Origin of the sequence: Rhizobium sophoriradicis (assembly GCF_003939025.1) — a bacterium.
Lineage (GTDB): Bacteria > Pseudomonadota > Alphaproteobacteria > Rhizobiales > Rhizobiaceae > Rhizobium > Rhizobium sophoriradicis.
Genome location: NZ_RQIH01000005.1, coordinates 205,857 through 223,424, shown reverse-complemented (window position 1 = coordinate 223,424; position 17,568 = coordinate 205,857). Strand labels below are relative to the sequence as shown.

At 62.0% G+C, this 17,568-nt stretch carries 19 protein-coding genes; 9 read left to right on the top strand and 10 right to left on the bottom strand.

The window, feature by feature from the left end; all coding sequences use genetic code 11:
• Positions 1 to 29: 29 nt before the first annotated feature.
• Genes rpsP through ffh form a run of 3 tightly spaced genes read right to left on the bottom strand, consistent with a single transcriptional unit; the run spans position 30 to position 2,370 of the window.
• Positions 30 to 401, bottom strand: coding sequence for a 30S ribosomal protein S16 (gene rpsP / locus EFR00_RS10150; RefSeq protein WP_009994363.1), 372 nt, complete (start codon positions 399 to 401; stop codon positions 30 to 32).
• Positions 402 to 449: 48 nt separating this feature from the next.
• Complete coding sequence (locus tag EFR00_RS10145; RefSeq protein ID WP_009994364.1) at positions 450 to 770, bottom strand: chorismate mutase; 321 nt, start codon at positions 768 to 770, stop codon at positions 450 to 452.
• 16 nt (positions 771 to 786) lie between these two features.
• On the bottom strand, positions 787 to 2,370 hold the full coding sequence (gene ffh / locus EFR00_RS10140; RefSeq protein ID WP_077992225.1) for a signal recognition particle protein: 1,584 nt from the start codon (positions 2,368 to 2,370) through the stop codon (positions 787 to 789).
• A gap of 400 nt (positions 2,371 to 2,770) precedes the next feature.
• Between ffh and EFR00_RS10130 the strand changes: the two genes are divergently transcribed.
• From EFR00_RS10130 to EFR00_RS10105, 6 genes are all read left to right on the top strand, one after another.
• Complete coding sequence (locus EFR00_RS10130; protein ID WP_170961407.1) at positions 2,771 to 2,995, top strand: hypothetical protein; 225 nt, start codon at positions 2,771 to 2,773, stop codon at positions 2,993 to 2,995.
• A 112-nt stretch (positions 2,996 to 3,107) separates the two neighbouring features.
• A complete protein-coding gene (gene dapF / locus EFR00_RS10125; RefSeq protein WP_038691854.1) occupies positions 3,108 to 4,013 on the top strand; it encodes a diaminopimelate epimerase in 906 nt (301 codons plus the stop codon).
• On the top strand, positions 4,010 to 5,281 hold the full coding sequence (gene mtaB, locus EFR00_RS10120; RefSeq protein ID WP_077992222.1) for a tRNA (N(6)-L-threonylcarbamoyladenosine(37)-C(2))-methylthiotransferase MtaB: 1,272 nt from the start codon (positions 4,010 to 4,012) through the stop codon (positions 5,279 to 5,281). Before dapF ends, mtaB begins: the two co-directional genes overlap by 4 nt.
• Before the next feature lie 16 nt (positions 5,282 to 5,297).
• Positions 5,298 to 6,872 (top strand): signal recognition particle-docking protein FtsY, encoded by a 1,575-nt coding sequence (gene ftsY / locus EFR00_RS10115; RefSeq protein ID WP_077992220.1) that lies wholly within the window; start codon positions 5,298 to 5,300, stop codon positions 6,870 to 6,872.
• 78 nt (positions 6,873 to 6,950) lie between these two features.
• Positions 6,951 to 7,595 carry a septation protein A gene (locus EFR00_RS10110; protein ID WP_077992217.1) on the top strand — a complete coding sequence of 215 codons (645 nt, stop codon included), beginning with the start codon at positions 6,951 to 6,953 and terminating at the stop codon, positions 7,593 to 7,595.
• Positions 7,592 to 8,179 (top strand): DUF2585 domain-containing protein, encoded by a 588-nt coding sequence (locus tag EFR00_RS10105; RefSeq protein ID WP_009991304.1) that lies wholly within the window; start codon positions 7,592 to 7,594, stop codon positions 8,177 to 8,179. The genes EFR00_RS10110 and EFR00_RS10105 overlap by 4 nt, the downstream gene beginning before the upstream one ends.
• A 191-nt stretch (positions 8,180 to 8,370) precedes the next feature.
• Here EFR00_RS10105 and EFR00_RS10100 read toward each other — a convergent pair whose 3' ends face one another.
• From EFR00_RS10100 to ccmA, 5 genes are all read right to left on the bottom strand, one after another.
• Positions 8,371 to 8,976 (bottom strand): DsbE family thiol:disulfide interchange protein, encoded by a 606-nt coding sequence (locus EFR00_RS10100; RefSeq protein ID WP_077992215.1) that lies wholly within the window; start codon positions 8,974 to 8,976, stop codon positions 8,371 to 8,373.
• Positions 8,973 to 9,140, bottom strand: coding sequence for a heme exporter protein CcmD (ccmD, locus tag EFR00_RS10095; protein WP_009991495.1), 168 nt, complete (start codon positions 9,138 to 9,140; stop codon positions 8,973 to 8,975). Before ccmD ends, EFR00_RS10100 begins: the two co-directional genes overlap by 4 nt.
• A 3-nt stretch (positions 9,141 to 9,143) precedes the next feature.
• The gene (locus EFR00_RS10090) at positions 9,144 to 9,905 is read right to left on the bottom strand and encodes a heme ABC transporter permease (RefSeq protein ID WP_009991494.1); all 762 of its coding nucleotides are present in this window, start codon (positions 9,903 to 9,905) and stop codon (positions 9,144 to 9,146) included.
• 47 nt (positions 9,906 to 9,952) lie between these two features.
• A complete protein-coding gene (ccmB, locus tag EFR00_RS10085) occupies positions 9,953 to 10,612 on the bottom strand; it encodes a heme exporter protein CcmB (RefSeq protein WP_077992213.1) in 660 nt (219 codons plus the stop codon).
• A gap of 242 nt (positions 10,613 to 10,854) precedes the next feature.
• Positions 10,855 to 11,502 carry a heme ABC exporter ATP-binding protein CcmA gene (gene ccmA / locus EFR00_RS10075; protein WP_077992209.1) on the bottom strand — a complete coding sequence of 216 codons (648 nt, stop codon included), beginning with the start codon at positions 11,500 to 11,502 and terminating at the stop codon, positions 10,855 to 10,857.
• A gap of 262 nt (positions 11,503 to 11,764) precedes the next feature.
• Here ccmA and acnA point away from each other — a divergent pair, with 262 nt between their 5' ends.
• The 3 genes from acnA (at position 11,765) to EFR00_RS10060 (ending at position 16,122) form a co-directional block, all read left to right on the top strand.
• Positions 11,765 to 14,455 carry an aconitate hydratase AcnA gene (acnA, locus tag EFR00_RS10070; RefSeq protein WP_077992206.1) on the top strand — a complete coding sequence of 897 codons (2,691 nt, stop codon included), beginning with the start codon at positions 11,765 to 11,767 and terminating at the stop codon, positions 14,453 to 14,455.
• 235 nt (positions 14,456 to 14,690) lie between these two features.
• On the top strand, positions 14,691 to 15,431 hold the full coding sequence (locus EFR00_RS10065; protein ID WP_077992205.1) for a DUF1223 domain-containing protein: 741 nt from the start codon (positions 14,691 to 14,693) through the stop codon (positions 15,429 to 15,431).
• A 289-nt stretch (positions 15,432 to 15,720) separates the two neighbouring features.
• Entirely contained in the window at positions 15,721 to 16,122 is a 402-nt protein-coding gene (locus tag EFR00_RS10060; protein WP_009991293.1) for a DUF2794 domain-containing protein, read from the top strand.
• A 6-nt stretch (positions 16,123 to 16,128) separates the two neighbouring features.
• Here the strand turns inward: EFR00_RS10060 and EFR00_RS10055 are convergent, their stop codons facing one another.
• The gene (locus tag EFR00_RS10055; RefSeq protein ID WP_077992204.1) at positions 16,129 to 16,686 is read right to left on the bottom strand and encodes a GNAT family N-acetyltransferase; all 558 of its coding nucleotides are present in this window, start codon (positions 16,684 to 16,686) and stop codon (positions 16,129 to 16,131) included.
• A gap of 109 nt (positions 16,687 to 16,795) precedes the next feature.
• On the bottom strand, positions 16,796 to 17,524 hold the full coding sequence (locus EFR00_RS10050) for a Bax inhibitor-1/YccA family protein (protein ID WP_077992203.1): 729 nt from the start codon (positions 17,522 to 17,524) through the stop codon (positions 16,796 to 16,798).
• Between the last annotated feature and the right edge of the window lie 44 nt (positions 17,525 to 17,568).

The following is a 17,568-nucleotide window of genomic DNA, read 5'->3' as shown; positions in this document are numbered from 1 at the left end:
GCCGCCCGTTCGACTGGGGAAGGTCCCGATTATTCCGCGGCGTCGGCAGCAGCAGCGGCGGCGTCAGCGGCCTTCTGCGCCTTTTCGGCGGCGCGTTCCTGGGCGCGCTTGCCGGGCTTTGCCTTGACCGGGTTGTTCTTGGCTTCGCGCTTGGCAACGCCTGCTTCATCGAGGAAGCGCAGGACGCGGTCGGTCGGCTGCGCGCCGTTTTCGATCCAGTGCTTGATGCGCTCGGCGTTCAGCTGAACGCGCTTCTCGTCGTCCTTGGCGAGCATCGGGTTCCAGGAACCGAGGTTTTCGAGGAAGCGGCCGTCACGCGGGCTGCGCGCATCGGCGAGAACGACGTGGTAATACGGGCGCTTCTTGGAGCCACCGCGGGCGAGACGAATTTTCAGTGCCATGTTCTTTACTCCTTAGGCTTTTCTTGACCGCTTCGTTAAGCGGTATGGTTATCGGGCTGTGGCGCTCTGTTCAGCGTGATCCGCAGCGATCTGCTCATGATGCCGGATGACTTCCTTGATGACGAAGTTCAAGAACTTCTCGGCGAAATCCGGGTCCAGATTGGCGGCTTTCGCCAGCTGGCGAAGGCGTTCGATCTGGTATTCCTCGCGCGCCGGATCGGCCGGCGGCAGGTTGTATTTGGCCTTCAGCACGCCGACTTCTTTGGTGCAGCGGAAGCGTTCGGCCAGCATGTGCACGAGAGCGGCGTCGATGTTGTCGATCGACTGACGGTAGCTCGCGAGCTGGGCTTTGACGTCTGGATCAATCATGGGGCAAACGATCCTTTCACTTCTTCTTCGGCAAGCCGGGCAATCCCGGGAAACCACCGCCGAGGCCCGGCAGCTTGGCGCCGCCGAGGCCCGGCAAACCACCCGGCAGACCGCCGAGACCGGGCATACCCCCACCCGGCTTTCCAAGCCCCGCTGCTTCGGCCTGCTTCTGCAGGGCTTCGAGCTGCTTCGGGTCGATATTCGAGAGATCGGGCATGCCGCCGCCCATGCCGCCTAAGCCGCCAAGCCCCATCTTGCCGGCAAGGCCGCCCATCATCTGCTTCATCATGCCGCCTTTGCCCTTGCCGCCCATCATCTTCATCATGTCGGCCATCTGGCGGTGCATCTTCAGAAGCTTGTTGATGGCGGCGGCATCGGTGCCGGAGCCGGCGGCGATGCGCTTCTTGCGCGAATGCTTGAGCAGGTCGGGATTGGCGCGCTCGGCCCTGGTCATCGACTGGATGATGGCGATCTGGCGGCCGAAAAGCTTGTCGTCGAGGCCGGCGGCGGCCATCTTGTCCTTCATGCCTGCCATGCCGGGCATCATGCCCATGATGCCGCCCATGCCGCCCATCTTCTGCATCTGGCGCAGCTGGTCGGCGAGGTCGTCGAGATCGAACTTGCCCTTGGCCATCTTGGCGGCCATGGCGGCCGCCTTCTCGGCGTCGATATTTTCCGCCGCGCGCTCGACGAGCGAGACGATGTCGCCCATGCCGAGAATGCGGTCGGCGATGCGGCGAGGATGGAACTCCTCAAGCTCGCTCATCTTCTCGCCGACGCCGATCAGCTTGATCGGTTTGCCGGTGACGGCTCGCATCGAAAGGGCGGCGCCGCCGCGGCCGTCGCCGTCCATGCGGGTCAGCACGAGGCCGGTGATGCCGACGCGTTCGTCGAAATTGCGGGCGAGGTTGACGGCATCCTGACCGGTCAAGCTGTCGGCGACCAGAAGGATTTCATGCGGGTTCGAACGCTTCTTGATGTCGGCCATCTCGACCATCAAGGGCTCGTCGATATGAGTGCGGCCGGCGGTGTCGAGGATGACGACGTCATGGCCACCGAGCTTTGCGGCCTGAACAGCGCGGGCGGCGATATCGGTCGGCGACTGGCCTGATATAACAGGCAGCGTGTCGATGCTGGCCTGGGCGCCGAGTTGGCGAAGCTGCTCCTGGGCTGCCGGACGGCGCGTGTCTAGCGACGCCATCAGCACCTTCTTCTTCTCGCGCGTCGACAGGCGATGGGCGATCTTGGCTGTTGTCGTGGTCTTGCCGGATCCCTGCAGGCCGACCATCATGACGACGACCGGGGCAGCGGCATGCAGGTCGATGCCGACGCCTTCGCCGCCCAGCATCTCGATCAGTTCGTCATGGACGATCTTGACGACCATCTGGCCGGGCTTGATCGACTTCAGAATCTCGGCGCCGACGGCCTTTTCACGCACGCGGTCGGTGAAGGAACGCACGACGTCGAGTGCGACGTCGGCCTCCAGCAGCGCACGGCGAACCTCGCGCAGCGCTGCGGAAACATCGGCTTCCGAAAGCGCGCCACGGCCTGTCAGTCCATTCAGAATGGATCCAAGACGGTCCTGGAGGTTTTCAAACATCGGCTCTTCCTTGATACGTTTCGGGCGGGTTCAATATGCCCGGAAACGTCGTGCTTTTCCGTGACGAAAACAAGACGCAAAGCCAAAAAGCACCCGAGGGCGCATCGCGCTGTCGGGTGTTGACCTCCGGGATCTCAGGTCCCGGTCGGCGGCTCAGAGTCATGCGGCTCGTCGCGGATTGGGCGCGATAAACAGGAAAGCGGCGCGAAAGTCAAGGCGAATGCGTGGGATGACCGCCCGGCGGAGGTTTCGGACGCCCTGTCGGGTATATTTCACAGTAAAAATTCCGGCTGACGGCCCCAATTCGCGATAGAGCCCAGTTGCAAAATATTCCACTTATGATTCTACTTTCTACTTAAGTGCATCCTGTAAAATGATTCGTGAATATCCTTGATGCCGGATGATCCGGCGGAGATATCGAATGATCAATCCTGATATTGAAAGCTGGGCACTGGCGCGGGCTCATCATATTGTTCTGAACGAAGGCCTAAGTCTTGCAAAGGCGGCACAGGATCTGGATCGCAAGCGATCCCGCTCGCTGGTCTACGAGCTGAGAAAGGTCATCACCGCCGCCATCGTCGAAGCGCATGCGGCGTCTTTTAATTCCAACGGTGCTGAGCGGTAAAACCGGACTGCCTAGCAAGGGCGGCCGGCGGCAATGGCTGCCCGGCACTCACCCACTGGTAATTCCTTCGCATTTCCGCCATATACAGCGGAAACACGGACGGAATGATACCATGAGCACGACGGTCGAATTCGCGAGGATGAACGGGCTTGGCAACAAGATCCTGGTCGTCGACATGCGTGGTCGGCCGGACAAGGTAACGGCAGCGGCGGCTGTCGCGCTCAATGCCGATCCTGAGACCGCGTTCGACCAGATCATGGCGATCCATGATCCGAAGGCCGACGGCACTGACGCCTTCATCGATATCCTGAATTCCGACGGCTCCAAGGCGCAGGCCTGCGGTAACGGCACGCGCTGCGTCGTGCAGGCGCTTGCCGCCGAGACCGGCCGAAAGGCCTTCACCTTCCAGACGGTCGCGGGCATCCTCAACGCCGTCGAACACGAGGACGGGACGATCTCCGTCGATATGGGCAAGCCGGTGTTCGATTGGGACAGGATCCCGCTGGCCGAAGAATTCCACGATACCAGCCGCATCGAACTGCAGATCGGCCCGATCGACAATCCGGTGCTGCATTCACCGTCTGCCATGTCGATGGGCAACCCGCATGCGATCTTCTGGGTGGACAAGGACGTGATGTCCTATGATCTCGCTCGCTTCGGGCCGCTGCTGGAAAACCATCCGATGTTTCCCGAGCGCGCCAACATCACTCTGGCGCAGGTGACCTCGCCGACGTCGATGACGACCCGCACCTGGGAGCGCGGCGCGGGTCTGACGCTCGCCTGCGGTTCGGCCGCCTGTTCCGCCGCCGTAAGCGCCGCGCGCACCGGCCGCACCGGCCGCAGGGTGATGATCAACGTGGCGAGCGCCAAGCCGCCGGGCACGCTTTCGATCGAATGGCGCGAGCGCGACGATCATGTCATCATGACCGGTCCGGCCGAATGGGAGTGGTCGGGCAGGCTCGATCCTGCGACCGGTCTCTGGTCGGGCGATGCGGACCGGGGAGCCGAGGCGCAGTGAGCGGCATCGAGGTCATTACCTTCGGCTGCCGCCTCAACACATATGAATCCGAAGTGATGAAGGCGCAGGCCGAGAAGGCCGGGCTCAACAACGCCGTCCTGGTCAATACCTGTGCCGTGACCGGCGAGGCCGTGCGCCAGGCCCGCCAGGCCATCCGCCGGGCGCGGCGCGACAATCCGCATGCCCGCATCATCGTCACCGGCTGCGCCGCGCAGACGGAAAAAGAGACCTTCGCCGCCATGGCAGAGGTCGATGCCGTTCTGGGTAACGAGGAGAAGCTTTCGAGCGCTTCCTATCGCAGCCTGCCGGATTTCGGCGTTTCGGCCGAAGAGAAGCTGCGCGTGAACGACATCATGAGCGTCAAGGCAACGGCGCCGCAGATGGTCAGGCACATCGACGGGCATGTGCGCGCCTTCATCCAGGTGCAAAACGGCTGCGACCACCGCTGCACCTTCTGCATCATCCCCTATGGCCGCGGCAATTCCCGCTCCGTGCCGATGGGAGCCGTGGTCGACCAGGCGCGCAAGCTCGCCGACAGTGGCTATTGCGAGATCGTACTGACCGGGGTCGACGCCACCAGCTATGGCGGCGATCTGCCGGGGACCCCGACGCTCGGCCTTCTGGCGAAGACGCTCTTGAAGCAGATCCCGGATATCCGCCGCCTCAGGCTTTCCTCGATCGACAGCATCGAGGCCGATGCCCATCTGATGGATCTCATAGCCGACGAGCCGCGTTTCATGCCGCATCTGCATCTGTCGCTGCAGCACGGCGACGACATGATCCTCAAACGCATGAAGCGCCGCCATTCGCGCGCCGATGCGCTGCGTTTCATAGAAGACGCTCGCCGTCTTCGCCCCGAGATGAGCTTCGGCGCCGACATGATTGCCGGCTTCCCGACGGAGACGGAAGAGATGTTCGGCAATGCGGTGCGGCTGGCCGAGGAGGCCGGTATCGCGCATCTGCATGTCTTCCCCTACAGCCCGCGCCCCGGCACACCGGCCGCCCGAATGCCGCAGCTCGACCGGTCGCTGGTCAAGGATCGGGCCGCACGGCTGCGCGCCACCGGACAGAGGCTCCATCAATCCCATCTCGATGGCATGGTCGGAACCCGGCAATGGCTGCTTGTCGAAAACAACGGCCTGGCGCATACGGAGAACTTCACGCTGGTCGCTGCCGCCGGCCTCCGCCCCGGCGAACTTGTGCCGGCCACCATCACCGGCCACAATGGCAAGCATCTCGACATGCAATCGACGGCCGCAGCGGCCTGACTTTCACGGAATTCTCATGGCGCTCAGTTTCATCAAAAAGGTCTTCACCTTCGGCAAGCCGGCTGAAGAGCCCGTGCCTGACGCCGTGGAAAAAGAGCTCGAGCCGCGTTCGCGCGACGAAGATCTTCCGGTCGCCGATGATCCGGTTCTTCCCGAGGAGATGGATACGGCGGGTGGACCATCGGCGGATGTCGGCAAGGCCGAGGAATCAAACATCCTCGATGAGCCGTTGCCTTTGCCTCCCGCAGATCAGATGAGCGAGTTCGGGCTGGTGCCGCTTTCACTGTTGGAAGCCGAAGCTGAAGCAGAGACGCAGGCAATTGCCGAGAGCGAGGTGGAATCACCCGTCTCTGTCCCTTCGGGACATCTCCCCGACAAGGGGGGAGATCGTTCGGAGGCAGACACGCCGGCTTCGGTCGAAGTGACCGCCGAGGCAACAGAAGCGCTCTCGGAGGAAACCCCTGCTGAGATCGATGTGGAAGAAGATATCGCCGTTCAGCCGATTTCCCCCCTTGTGGTGGAGATGCCCGGCAGGGCAGAGGGGGGTATCTCACCCGGCGAGCCCTCCGAAACTGCTGCGGAACAGCCAAAGCCTGAACCTCCGATCCTCCCCAAAGGCTTCGCCACTGGCCCTGCGATCGTCGAACCGCAGCCCATCGCTCCGCAGGCGAAACTCAGCTGGTTCCAGCGGCTGCGCAATGGGCTCGCGCGCACCTCTTCGCAGCTCACCAACCAGATCACCGCGCTCTTCACTAAGCGCAAGCTCGACGACGAGACGCTGCAGGATCTTGAAGACCTGCTGATCCATGCCGATCTCGGCGTCGAGACGGCGCTGCGCGTCACCGATACGCTCGCTTCGGAGCGCTACGGCAAGGACGTTACCGGCGAGGATGTCAGCCGGATCATGGCGTCCGAGATCGCCAAGGTTCTGAAGCCGGTCGCCAAACCGCTGCAGCTCGATCTCTCGCACAAACCGCATGTCATCCTCGTCGTCGGCGTCAACGGCACCGGCAAGACGACGACGATCGGCAAGCTCGCGGCGAAGCTGTCGGGCGCCGGGCTGAAGGTGATGCTGGCTGCCGGCGATACGTTCCGCGCGGCGGCGATCGAGCAGTTGAAGATCTGGGCCGAGCGGACCAAATCCGAATTCGTCGGCACCAAGCTCGGCGCCGATGCCGCCGGCCTTGCTTATGATGCCTTCGAGCAGGCGAAAGCGAAGAAATGCGACGTGCTGATCGTCGATACCGCCGGCCGTCTGCAGAACAAGGCCGAGTTGATGGCCGAGCTCGAGAAGATCGTGCGGGTGCTCGGCAAACTCGACCCCGATGCGCCGCATACGGTGCTGCAGACGCTCGATGCCACGACCGGGCAGAATGCGCTGAGCCAGGTCGAGATCTTCCGCAATGTCGCCGGCGTCAACGGGCTGATCATGACCAAGCTCGACGGCACGGCGCGAGGCGGCATTCTCGTCGCCATTTCCGCCAAGTACAAGCTGCCGGTCTATTTCATCGGCGTCGGCGAGGGGGTCGACGATCTGGAGCCGTTCGAGGCCGAGGATTTCGCCCATGCCATTGCCGGGCTTCCGCAATGATGCCACAGATAAGCCGCCGAAAGCCTGCAAGGGACGGTCGGGAAACGAATTTTCAGAAATAGCAGGTTCGAAGAACGCATGACCACCGAAAGCGATATCACGCCGAGCGCGGCCGACCGCCATCATCCGATGCTGAAAATGGCGCTGGAACTCGGGCCGCTGATGATCTTCTTCTTCGCCAATCTGCGCGGTCAGTGGCTGGTGGAGAAATTTCCGGCCCTGGCCGAACTGGGCGGCCCGCTGTTCGTCGCAACCGCGCTCTTCATGGCGGCGACGGTCATTTCGCTGTCCGTTTCCAAGGTCGTGCTCGGCCATCTGCCGATCATGCCGTTCGTCTCAGGCATCGTCGTCGTCATCTTCGGCTCGCTGTCGATCTGGCTGCAGAACGAGACCTTCATCAAGATGAAGCCGACCATCGTCAACGCGCTCTTCGGCGTCGCGCTGCTCGGCGGGCTCGCCTTCGGCCGCTCGCTGCTCGGCTACGTCTTCAACGCCGCCTTCCAGCTCGATGGCGAAGGCTGGCGCAAGCTCACCATCCGTTGGGGCATCTTCTTTCTGTTCCTCGCCGTGTTGAACGAAGTCGTCTGGCGCAATTTTTCCGATGATACCTGGGTCGCCTTCAAAGTCTGGGGCACGATGCCGATCACCATCATCTTCACGCTAGCGCAAATGCCGCTGGTGCTGAAACACAGTATCAACCTGGAACCGGGCGGCGAGAAGTGAGTGCTGCAGACGCCGAATATCGTGTCAGGCATCAGAGCTTCTGGTTCGTCGCCTGCCTTGCGGTGCTGGTCGCGCAGATCGTCGCCGAATATCTGATGGGCCGCGTGCCGATCTGCGCCTGCGGTTATGTCAAGCTGTGGGAGGGCGGGGTCAACACCAGCGGCAATTCACAGCATCTGTCCGACTGGTACACACCGTCGCATATTATCCACGGCTTCCTGTTCTACGGGCTCAGCCACCTGATCTTGCGCCGCAAGCCGCTGGCGGCAAAGCTGCTGCTGGCGCTTGTCATTGAATCCGGCTGGGAACTGCTGGAGAATTCGCCTCTGATCATCGACCGCTACCGCACGGCGACGATCGCGCTGGATTATTACGGCGACAGCATCCTGAATTCGGCGATGGATACCGTTTTCATGTGCATCGGCTTCTTCTTTGCCTCGCGTGCGCCGGTGGCGCTGACGGTGGCGATCGCCCTCTTCTTCGAGATTTTCACCGGTTATGTGATCCGCGATAATCTGACGCTCAACGTGGTGATGCTGATCTGGCCGGTGGAGGCGATCAAGGTCTGGCAGGGTGGGATTTAATCCGCATTTGGCAAGAAAACCCCTCCCCAACCCCTCCCCACAAGGGGGAGGGGCTAACTCGGCGCACTGTATGGCGCCAGGCAGCAACCTCTCTGCGGATGAAACGGTGAGTGGGATATGTCGGGAGCGGCATATAAGTCCCTCCCCCTTGTGGGGAGGGGTTGGGGAGGGGTCTTCTCCCGGAATGAAACTTAAGAAACCGGCTTTCCCAGCGCCTTTTCCATCGCCGGAAACAGCCCTTCCTTCAGGCTGATATCGTCGAAGGGGCCGACGCGCTTGTAGAGGATGGTGCCGTCGGGGCCGACGAGGTAACTTTCCGGAATGCCGTAAACGCCCCAGTCGATCGCCGCCTTGCCGTTCGGATCGATGCCGATCGCCCGATAGGGATTTCCGAGTTCGCCGAGGAAACGCAGGGCGTTGTCGTTCTTGTCCTTGTAATTGATGGCGACGATGTTGAGCCGCCCGTCCTTCGCCAGTTCCTTCAAGATCGGATGTTCGTCCCGGCAGGGCAGGCACCAGGAGGCGAAGACGTTGACCAGGGTCAGCTTGCCTTTGATGGCGGCATCGGTCAGCGCCGGCAGGTTGGCGCCCTCAAGCGGCGGCAGGTTCAGCGCCGGCGCCTTGGTGCCGATCAGGGCGGAGGGGATCTCGGCGATGTTCTTGCCGTGGAAATCCTGGTCATAGAGCATCTTTGCGGCCGTCGCGGCAATGCCACCGAAGACGATGAGCGGCAGAAGCGCCAGCGCATAACGGCCAAGCCCGCGCGCCCGGGCCGTGGTTTCGGGCGCCTCGCTCATTCGCCGTCCCCCGCGCGCGCCGAGCGGCGGCGAATGCCGGCGGCTTCGAGCGCCGCGAGTTCGCGGCGCCGCGCCCGGCCGTCGGCCCAGGTCCACAGCGTGACGGCGACCGTGACCAGCGCTGCGAAGCCGTAAGAGGCGTAGACATAGAAGGCGTGCGTCACCGGCTATTCCTCCCGGCTCGCCATGCGGGCGGCGAGACGGCGCTGGGCGGCGATGCGGCGGCGCCAGATCTCGTTTCTCATTGCCATGACGTGCAGCGTGAAAAAGAGCAGCGTGAAAGCGATCGCCATGACGAAGAGCGGACGCAGAAATTCCGGATCGATCGCCGGCCCATCGAGGCGCATCACGCTGGCCGGCTGATGCAGCGTATTCCACCAGTCCACAGAGAATTTGATGATCGGGATGTTGACGAAGCCGACGAGGATGAGCACGGCGGAAACACGCGCGGCCTTCGATGGATCGTCGATGGCGCGGCTGAGCGCAATCAGGCCGAGATACATCAGAAAGAGAACGAAGACCGAGGTCAGCCGCGCGTCCCAGACCCACCAGGTGCCCCACATCGGCTTGCCCCAGAGCGAGCCGGTGACGAGCGCCAGTAAGGTGAAGGCGGCGCCGAGCGGGGCTGCGGCCTTGGCCGAGACATCGGCCAGCGGATGGCGCCAGACCAGCGTGCCGATCGCAGAGCAGCTCATGACCGTGTAGCACATCATCGAAAGCCAGGCCGAGGGCACGTGGACATACATGATGCGCACGGTCTCGCCCTGCTGGTAATCGCCTTCGGTCGCAAAGCTCAGATAGAGGCCGGCCGCGAAACAGAGGGCGGTCATGCCGGCCAGCCACGGAAGGGCGCGCGCCGCCAGCGCCAGAAACCGCGTTGGGTTGGCGAGATCGCTGAATTTGCTGATGGCAAGGCTTGTTTCGCTCATGTCCGTTTCCTTACCTTGATCCGGCTAGTCCCGCAATCGAATGACATTCAATCCGACGTGTTTCGCAGCGCGAGCGCAGCGGCGGCCGGGCCGATCACCGCGAAGAACAGCGTCAGCGCTGCCAGGATGAGGAAGGGTGACAGGAAGGGGGCGGGATCCTCGACCGCGGCATAGGTGGCGCTGACGCCGAAGATCAGCACCGGGATGGTCAGCGGCAGTACCAGGATCGAGACCAGCAGGCCACCGCGCGGCAGGGCGACGGCAACGGCGGCGCCGACGGCGCCTATGAAGGTGATGGCCGGCGAGCCGACAAGCAGCGTCAGCATGGTGGCAGCAATCGCCGTCTCGTCCATGTTCATGAAGAGCCCGAGCAGCGGTGAGGCGATCACCAAAGGCAGGCTGGTCGCCGTCCAGTGGGCGAAGCATTTGACCAGCACGGTGAGGACAAGCGGTGTTTCCTGCATCAGCATCAGGTCGAGCGACCCGTCGTCGCGCTCGGCCTGGAACAGGCGGTCGAGGCCGAGAAGGGCGGCAAGCAGCGCGCCGATCCAGACGATGGCTGGGCCGATGCGCGAGAGCAGCTTGAGATCCGGGCCGACGCCGAACGGGATGACGGCGACGATCGTGAGGAAGAACAGCACGCCGATCAGCGCGCCGCCGCCGGCGCGGATGGAGAGTTTGAGATCGCGGAGGAAGAGGGCGGTCATCTAGGGGCGGCTCTCTACATGTGTGATGGATGGTGCGGCACCCCCCTCTGCCCTGCCGGGCATCTCCCCCACAAGGGGGGAGATCGGCTGGGGGCGCCCTCTTGCCCCAATCAAACGCCACGGATGGCGACAGCCGCTCGGCGCACGACCAAGATTTCGCGGGGCCGGTGCATCTTGCCGATCTCCCCCCTTGTGGGGGAGATGCCCGGCAGGGCAGAGGGGGGTAGCGACATCGCAAACCATCATCCCCACACCCCCTGATCCACGCCGGCAAAGCCCGTCATCTTCAATTCCTGCATATTCTTCAAGCCCAGGGGCTGATGCGTCGCCGCCAGCACGATGCCGCCTTTTGCCAGATGCGCTTCGATCAAGCCGGCAAGCAGCCGGTCGGCGCTGGCGTCGAGTGCCGCCGTGGGTTCGTCGAGGATCCAGATGGGGCGGTGGGCGACCAGCAGCTTTGCGAAGGCGAATCGGCGCTGCTGGCCGGCGGAGAGATAACCGAAGGGAAGGTGGGTTATTCCCGAAAGGCCGACGGCTTCGGCTGCCTCCTCAGGGGATAGGCCGGCAGGCACTTCCGTTTCGTCAAGAAAGGCGCGCCAGAAATCGAGGTTCTCTGCAACCGTAAGTTCATTCTTCATCGCATTTCGATGGCCAAGGTAGTGGCTGACCTCGCCGGGATGCCGGCCCTCCCGGCTGCCGTCGCCATGAAAGATGACAGTGCCCTTTTCCGGCCTCAACAGACCGGCGACAACGCGCAGCAAAGTGGACTTTCCGGATCCATTTCTCCCCGTCAGCACAAGCGCCTCGCCGGCTGCCAAGTGAAAGGAAAGATTAACGAAAATCAAATCGTCACCGCGCCTTGCGGCCAGATTTTCGGCGGTGAGATGCATGCATCGGTTCTTTCGTCGTTGCGGGTTGCGGAGGGGTCAAAAAATGTCCGATTTTGCTCGTTTCCGGGTATGGCAAGTTTTTAGGAAATTATCTATAAGACCTGCAACCACGCCAGCGGTCGGCGTGAATTTCATCCTTGCGCCGAACTTGGAGCGTCTGCTCCACGTGCGGACAGCGGAAATGGCCGTACCCGCATCCTGATGTGCATTAAGTGCATAGGCGTTCGCACGACTGTGTTGGCTATCAGAAACGGGGTCTCTCGTGTCTAAATCTCTTGACAGTTTCAATTGTCGTTCCACGCTTTCCGTTGGTGGAAAGGACTATGTCTATTACAGCCTGCCCAAGGCTGAGGCAAACGGTCTGCCCGGCGTCTCGAAGCTGCCCTATTCGATGAAGGTGCTGCTCGAAAACCTACTGCGCTTCGAAGACGGTCAGTCGGTCACCAAGGAGCATATCCTGGCCGTCGCCGAATGGCTGAACAATAAGGGCGCGGTCGAAAACGAGATTGCCTATCGCCCGGCGCGCGTGCTGATGCAGGACTTCACCGGCGTTCCGGCCGTCGTCGACCTTGCCGCGATGCGCGACGCGATGGTGTCGCTCGGCGGCGATCCCGAGAAGATCAACCCGCTCGTTCCCGTCGACCTCGTCATCGACCACTCCGTCATTGTCGATGAATTCGGCACGCCGCAGGCTTTCGCCAAGAACGTCGAGCTGGAATATCAGCGCAACGGCGAACGCTACCGCTTCCTGAAGTGGGGCCAGCAGGCCTTCAAGAATTTCCGCGTCGTGCCCCCCGGCACCGGTATCTGTCACCAGGTCAACCTCGAATATCTCGGCCAGACCGTCTGGACCAAGGAAGAGGACGGCGAGACGATCGCCTACCCCGATACTTGCGTTGGCACCGACAGCCATACGACGATGATCAACGGTCTTGGCGTTCTCGGCTGGGGCGTGGGCGGTATCGAAGCGGAAGCGGCGATGCTCGGCCAGCCGGTTTCGATGCTTCTTCCCGAAGTCATCGGCTTCAAGCTGACCGGCAAGCTGAAGGAAGGCGTCACGGCGACCGACCTCGTTCTGACTGTCGTGCAGATGCTGCGCAAGAAGGGCGTCGTTTCGAAGTTCGTCGAATTCTTCGGCCCCGGCATGGACAACATGCCGCTCGCCGACCGCGCGACGATCGGCAATATGGGTCCGGAATACGGCGCCACCTGCGGCTTCTTCCCGGTTGACGGCGAAACCATCAACTACCTCACCATGTCCGGCCGCACGCATGACCGGATTGCGCTGGTCGAAGCCTATTCGAAGGCCCAGGGCATGTGGCGCGAAGGAGACGGTTCCGACCTCGTCTTCACCGACACGCTGGAACTCGACCTCGGCGATGTCGTGCCGTCGATGGCCGGCCCGAAGCGTCCGGAAGGCCGCATCGCGCTCGAAAACATCGCTTCCGGTTTCGCCGGCTCGATGGATGCCGATTACAAGAAGCCCGGCCAGCTTACTAACCGCTATGCGGTCGAAGGCACGGATTTCGATCTCGGCCATGGCGACGTGGCGATTGCCGCCATCACCTCCTGCACCAACACCTCCAACCCGTCGGTGCTGATCGCCGCCGGCCTTCTTGCCCGCAATGCCGTCGCCAAGGGCCTGAAGACCAAGCCGTGGGTCAAGACCTCGCTCGCTCCGGGATCGCAGGTCGTCGGCGAATATCTCGCCAAGTCCGGCCTGCAGGCCGATCTCGACAAGCTCGGCTTCAATCTCGTCGGCTTCGGCTGCACCACCTGCATCGGCAATTCCGGTCCGCTCCCGGCGCCGATCTCGAAGACGATCAACGACAAGGGCCTGATCGTATCGGGCGTGCTCTCCGGCAACCGCAACTTCGAAGGCCGTATTTCGCCTGACGTTCAGGCGAACTACCTCGCTTCGCCGCCGCTCGTCGTCGCCTATGCGCTTGCCGGCACGGTGCAGAAGGATCTGACCAAGGAGCCGATCGGCGAGGACCAGAACGGCAACCCGGTCTACCTCAGGGACATCTGGCCGACCTCTGCGGAAGTCCAGGAGTTCATCCTGAAATACGTCACCCGCGAGCTTTACGAAAGCAAGTATGCCGACGTCTTCAAGGGCGACGTCAACTGGCAGGCCGTTCAGGTTCCGCCGGGCCAGACCTATGCCTGGGACGACAATTCGACCTATGTCCAGAATCCGCCTTACTTCGTCGGCATGGGCAAGAAGGGTACCGGCGTCGCCGACATCAAGGGTGCGCGCGTCCTCGGCCTGTTCGGCGACAAGATCACTACCGACCACATCTCGCCGGCCGGTTCGATCAAGGCGGCATCGCCGGCCGGTGCCTATCTCATCGGTCATGACGTTGCCGTTGCCGACTTCAACCAGTACGGCACGCGCCGCGGCAACCATGAAGTGATGATGCGCGGCACCTTCGCCAACATCCGCATCCGCAACCACATGCTCGGCCCGAACGGCAAGGAAGGTGGCTACACCATCCACTACCCGTCGAAGGAAGAGACCTCGATCTACGACGCGGCGATGCAGTACAAGCAGGAAGGCGTGCCGCTCGTCATCTTCGCCGGTGTCGAATATGGCAACGGCTCCTCGCGCGACTGGGCGGCCAAGGGCACCAACCTGCTCGGCGTCAAGGCGGTGATCGCCCAGTCTTTCGAGCGCATCCATCGCTCGAACCTGGTTGGCATGGGCGTCATCCCCTTCGTCTTCGAAGAGGGCACGACTTGGCAGAGCCTCGGCCTCAAGGGCGATGAACTCGTCACCATCGAGGGCCTGGACAAGATCAAGCCGCGCGAGCGGAAGATCGCCAAGATCACCTATAGCGACGGCACCGTTAAGGACGTTCCGCTGCTGTCGCGCGTCGATACGCTCGACGAGGTGATTTACCTCAACAATGGCGGCATTCTGCAGACGGTCCTGCGCGATCTCGCTGCCTGATTATTAAGAGCCTGACATGATCAGGGCCGCCGGAGAGCAATTTCCGGCGGCTTTTCTTTTGCGGCGGCAGCATTCGAGCGGGCTCACGATGATTTGTCTTCTGCGGCTTCCGGCCGTGCTGCGTCTCACCCGTTCGTGACTTTTCGTTTGGACCCGGAAGGATTATTCGTACGTTCATATCTCAGAGCCTCCGGTTACCAACACGCTGGCGACGCTGAAAAAGAGGTGCAGGTGAATGTCCCCCCGTTTGTTGATCCCGCTATTGGCCGGTCTTGCTCTCGCAGGGCCGCTGCATGCAGAAGACGGCACGCCTAAAGGCGTCGTCGAGCTCTTCACGGCGCAGGGCTGCTCCTCCTGTCCGCCGGCTGATGCGGCTTTCCGCAAGCTGGTGAACCAGGGAAATATCATCGCGCTCGCCTATCACGTCGATTACTGGAATTATCTCGGCTGGGCCGACACGCTGAGTTCGAAGGAAAACACCGAGCGGCAATATGGCTATGCCAGGACGATGGGCCGCAGCAACGTCTACACGCCGCAGGCCATTGTCAATGGACGCGGCCACCTGGCCGGCTCCGATTTGAACGGCATCAACAGCAGGATCGACACCTATAGCGGCGAAGGCAACGGGTTGACCGTTCCTATCAGCGCATCTATGCGGGGCGACGAGCTGGAGATCAAGATCGGAGCGGGACAGGGCAAAGCCAATGTCGTGATGGTCTATTTCGACAAGGAAAAGACGATCGAGGTCGAAAAAGGCGAGAACAGCGGAAAGAAGCTCTCGTATCTGCACAGCGTCACCAATGTCGAAACGGTCGGCATGTGGGATGGCAAGGCGACCAGTCTGACGCTGCCGGCAACCGTCCTGCAGCGGCCGCAGCTCGAGGGTTGCGCTATCCTGCTGCAGTCGGCCACCGCGGACGGCGATCCGGCCGCGATCCTTGGCGCGACCGTGGTGATGGCGGGTAAAAATATCTGAGATTGCACCCGCTTGCGGATGAAGGTCCGGGCGGCCCGGCTGAGCGTATTCGGGGCTGGGGTTAAGGTCGATACGCTCCGCCGGGCCCTTTGGCGCGCTGGCGCCAAACCGGGATGCATAATTCTCCTGCAAATGAGGCGCTGTTTTGACTGAAATGCGGCGCTGCCGAGAAAGCGGCGACCTGTCCACTGTCGGCTGCGACTGAATGTGACGGCCCGCACTCTTGCAATTTGTGGCGGCTCGGGCAAACTGTCATTCCCCTGTCACAAGCGGAGGCCTCGGGAGACTGATGACAGATCAGCCGGATTTGCGACACGGCGGAAACCGCTCCGTCGACAATAGTTCCTCAGTCGTCGTCGATCTCAGGGAATACAAACAAAGCAAAGATCCGCTGCCGGTGACTTTCCATAGGCGCGAACTCGACGCGATCCTCTGGATCTACGGCCGCATGGTCGGCGAGGGTGAATGGCGCGATTACGCCATCGATCACCTGAAGGACAAGGCGGTGTTTTCCGTCTTCAAGCGCTCCGGCGAAATGCCGCTCTTCCGAATCGAAAAGAACCCGAAGCTCGCCGCCAAGCAAGGCGCCTATTCCGTCATCAACGTCAACGGCATGATCCTGAAGCGCGGACACGAGCTGAACCTAGTCCTCAAGGTCTTCGACAAGGCCTTGAAGCTGGTCGATCAATAAGCCTCATCAGCCGGCGAACAGCGTGCCGGGATAGGCGGATGGATCCGGATCGGTCGTCATGCCCTCGCCAAGGCTGCGCTGCATGAGCATCGTGTCGAGCCAGCGGCCATGCTTGTAGCCTGTGCCCTGCATCAGGCCGACCTCCACGAAGCCGGCCTTGAGATGAAGCGCGATCGAGGCGGGGCTTGCGCCGCCGATGACGGCCACCATCTGACGAAAACCGAGGGCGGTGCAGCGGTCGATCAATTCGCTCATCAGTGCTTTGCCGATACCGCGGCCGCGGGCTTCGGGCGCCAGGTAAACCGAATCCTCCACCATCCAACGATAGGCCGGGCGGGTGCGGAAGGCCGAGGCATAGGCGTAGCCGAGGAAGTTTCCGTCGTCATCGGCTGCGGCGATATAGGGATATTGCTGGCCGACGATGGCGGCAAAACGCTGCAACATCTCGGCCTCGGAGGGCGGCGCAATCTCGTAGCTTGCAACGCCGTTCAGGACGGAGTCGCGATAGATCCCGGTAATGGCGGGGATATCGGCTTGAGAGGCGTCGCGCAGAAGGAAGGACATCGGGCAGTTGGTCCAGCGGCGGGGCGGAGCTCCTCTAAAACCATCCCTGCGAAAACGGCGCAACAAAAAAGGCGGCCGAAGCCGCCTTTTTCGATCGTAATGGACCTGCTTATTTACGGTTGCCCATGAACTGCAGCAGGAACATGAAGAGGTTGATGAAGTCGAGATAGAGCGTCAGTGCGCCCATGATCGCCTTGCGGCCGGCAACAGCGACGTCATCAGCTTCGTAGTAGAGTTCCTTGATCCGCTGCGTGTCGTAAGCGGTGAGGCCCGCGAAGATCAGCACGCCGATCACCGAGATGGCGAACTGCATCGCCGACGAGGCCAGAAAGATGTTGACGATCGAGGCGATGATCAGGCCGAAGAGACCCATGATCAGGAACGAGCCCATTGCCGACAGGTCACGCTTCGTCGTGTAGCCGTAAAGCGACAGCGCGCCGAAGGAGGCGGCGGTGACGAAGAAAGTCTGAACGACGCTCTGACCGGTATAGATCAGGAAGATCGACGAGAGTGACAGACCGACGAGCGCGGCATAGATCGCGAAGGTCGTCTGGGCGGCGCTCACCGACATCCTATGGATCCGGAAGCTCAGGAAGAACACCAGAGCCAGCGGCGCCAGAATGACCACCCATTTCAGCGGGCTCAGGTAGATCGCCTGGCCGAAAGCGGTAATCTCGCCATTGGCGAAAGCGAGCTGGAACGACAGATATGCGGCCACACCGGTGATCGCCAGACCCAGCGCCATCAGGTTGTAGACCTTGAGCATATAAGCGCGCAGGCCCTGATCAATCATCTCGCCGGTCTGAGCGCGGCTTTGATAGTTACGAAGATCAGCCATAGTTTCCTCTTACAAGCTCCGATGGAGATACGGTGTCGGGGTTT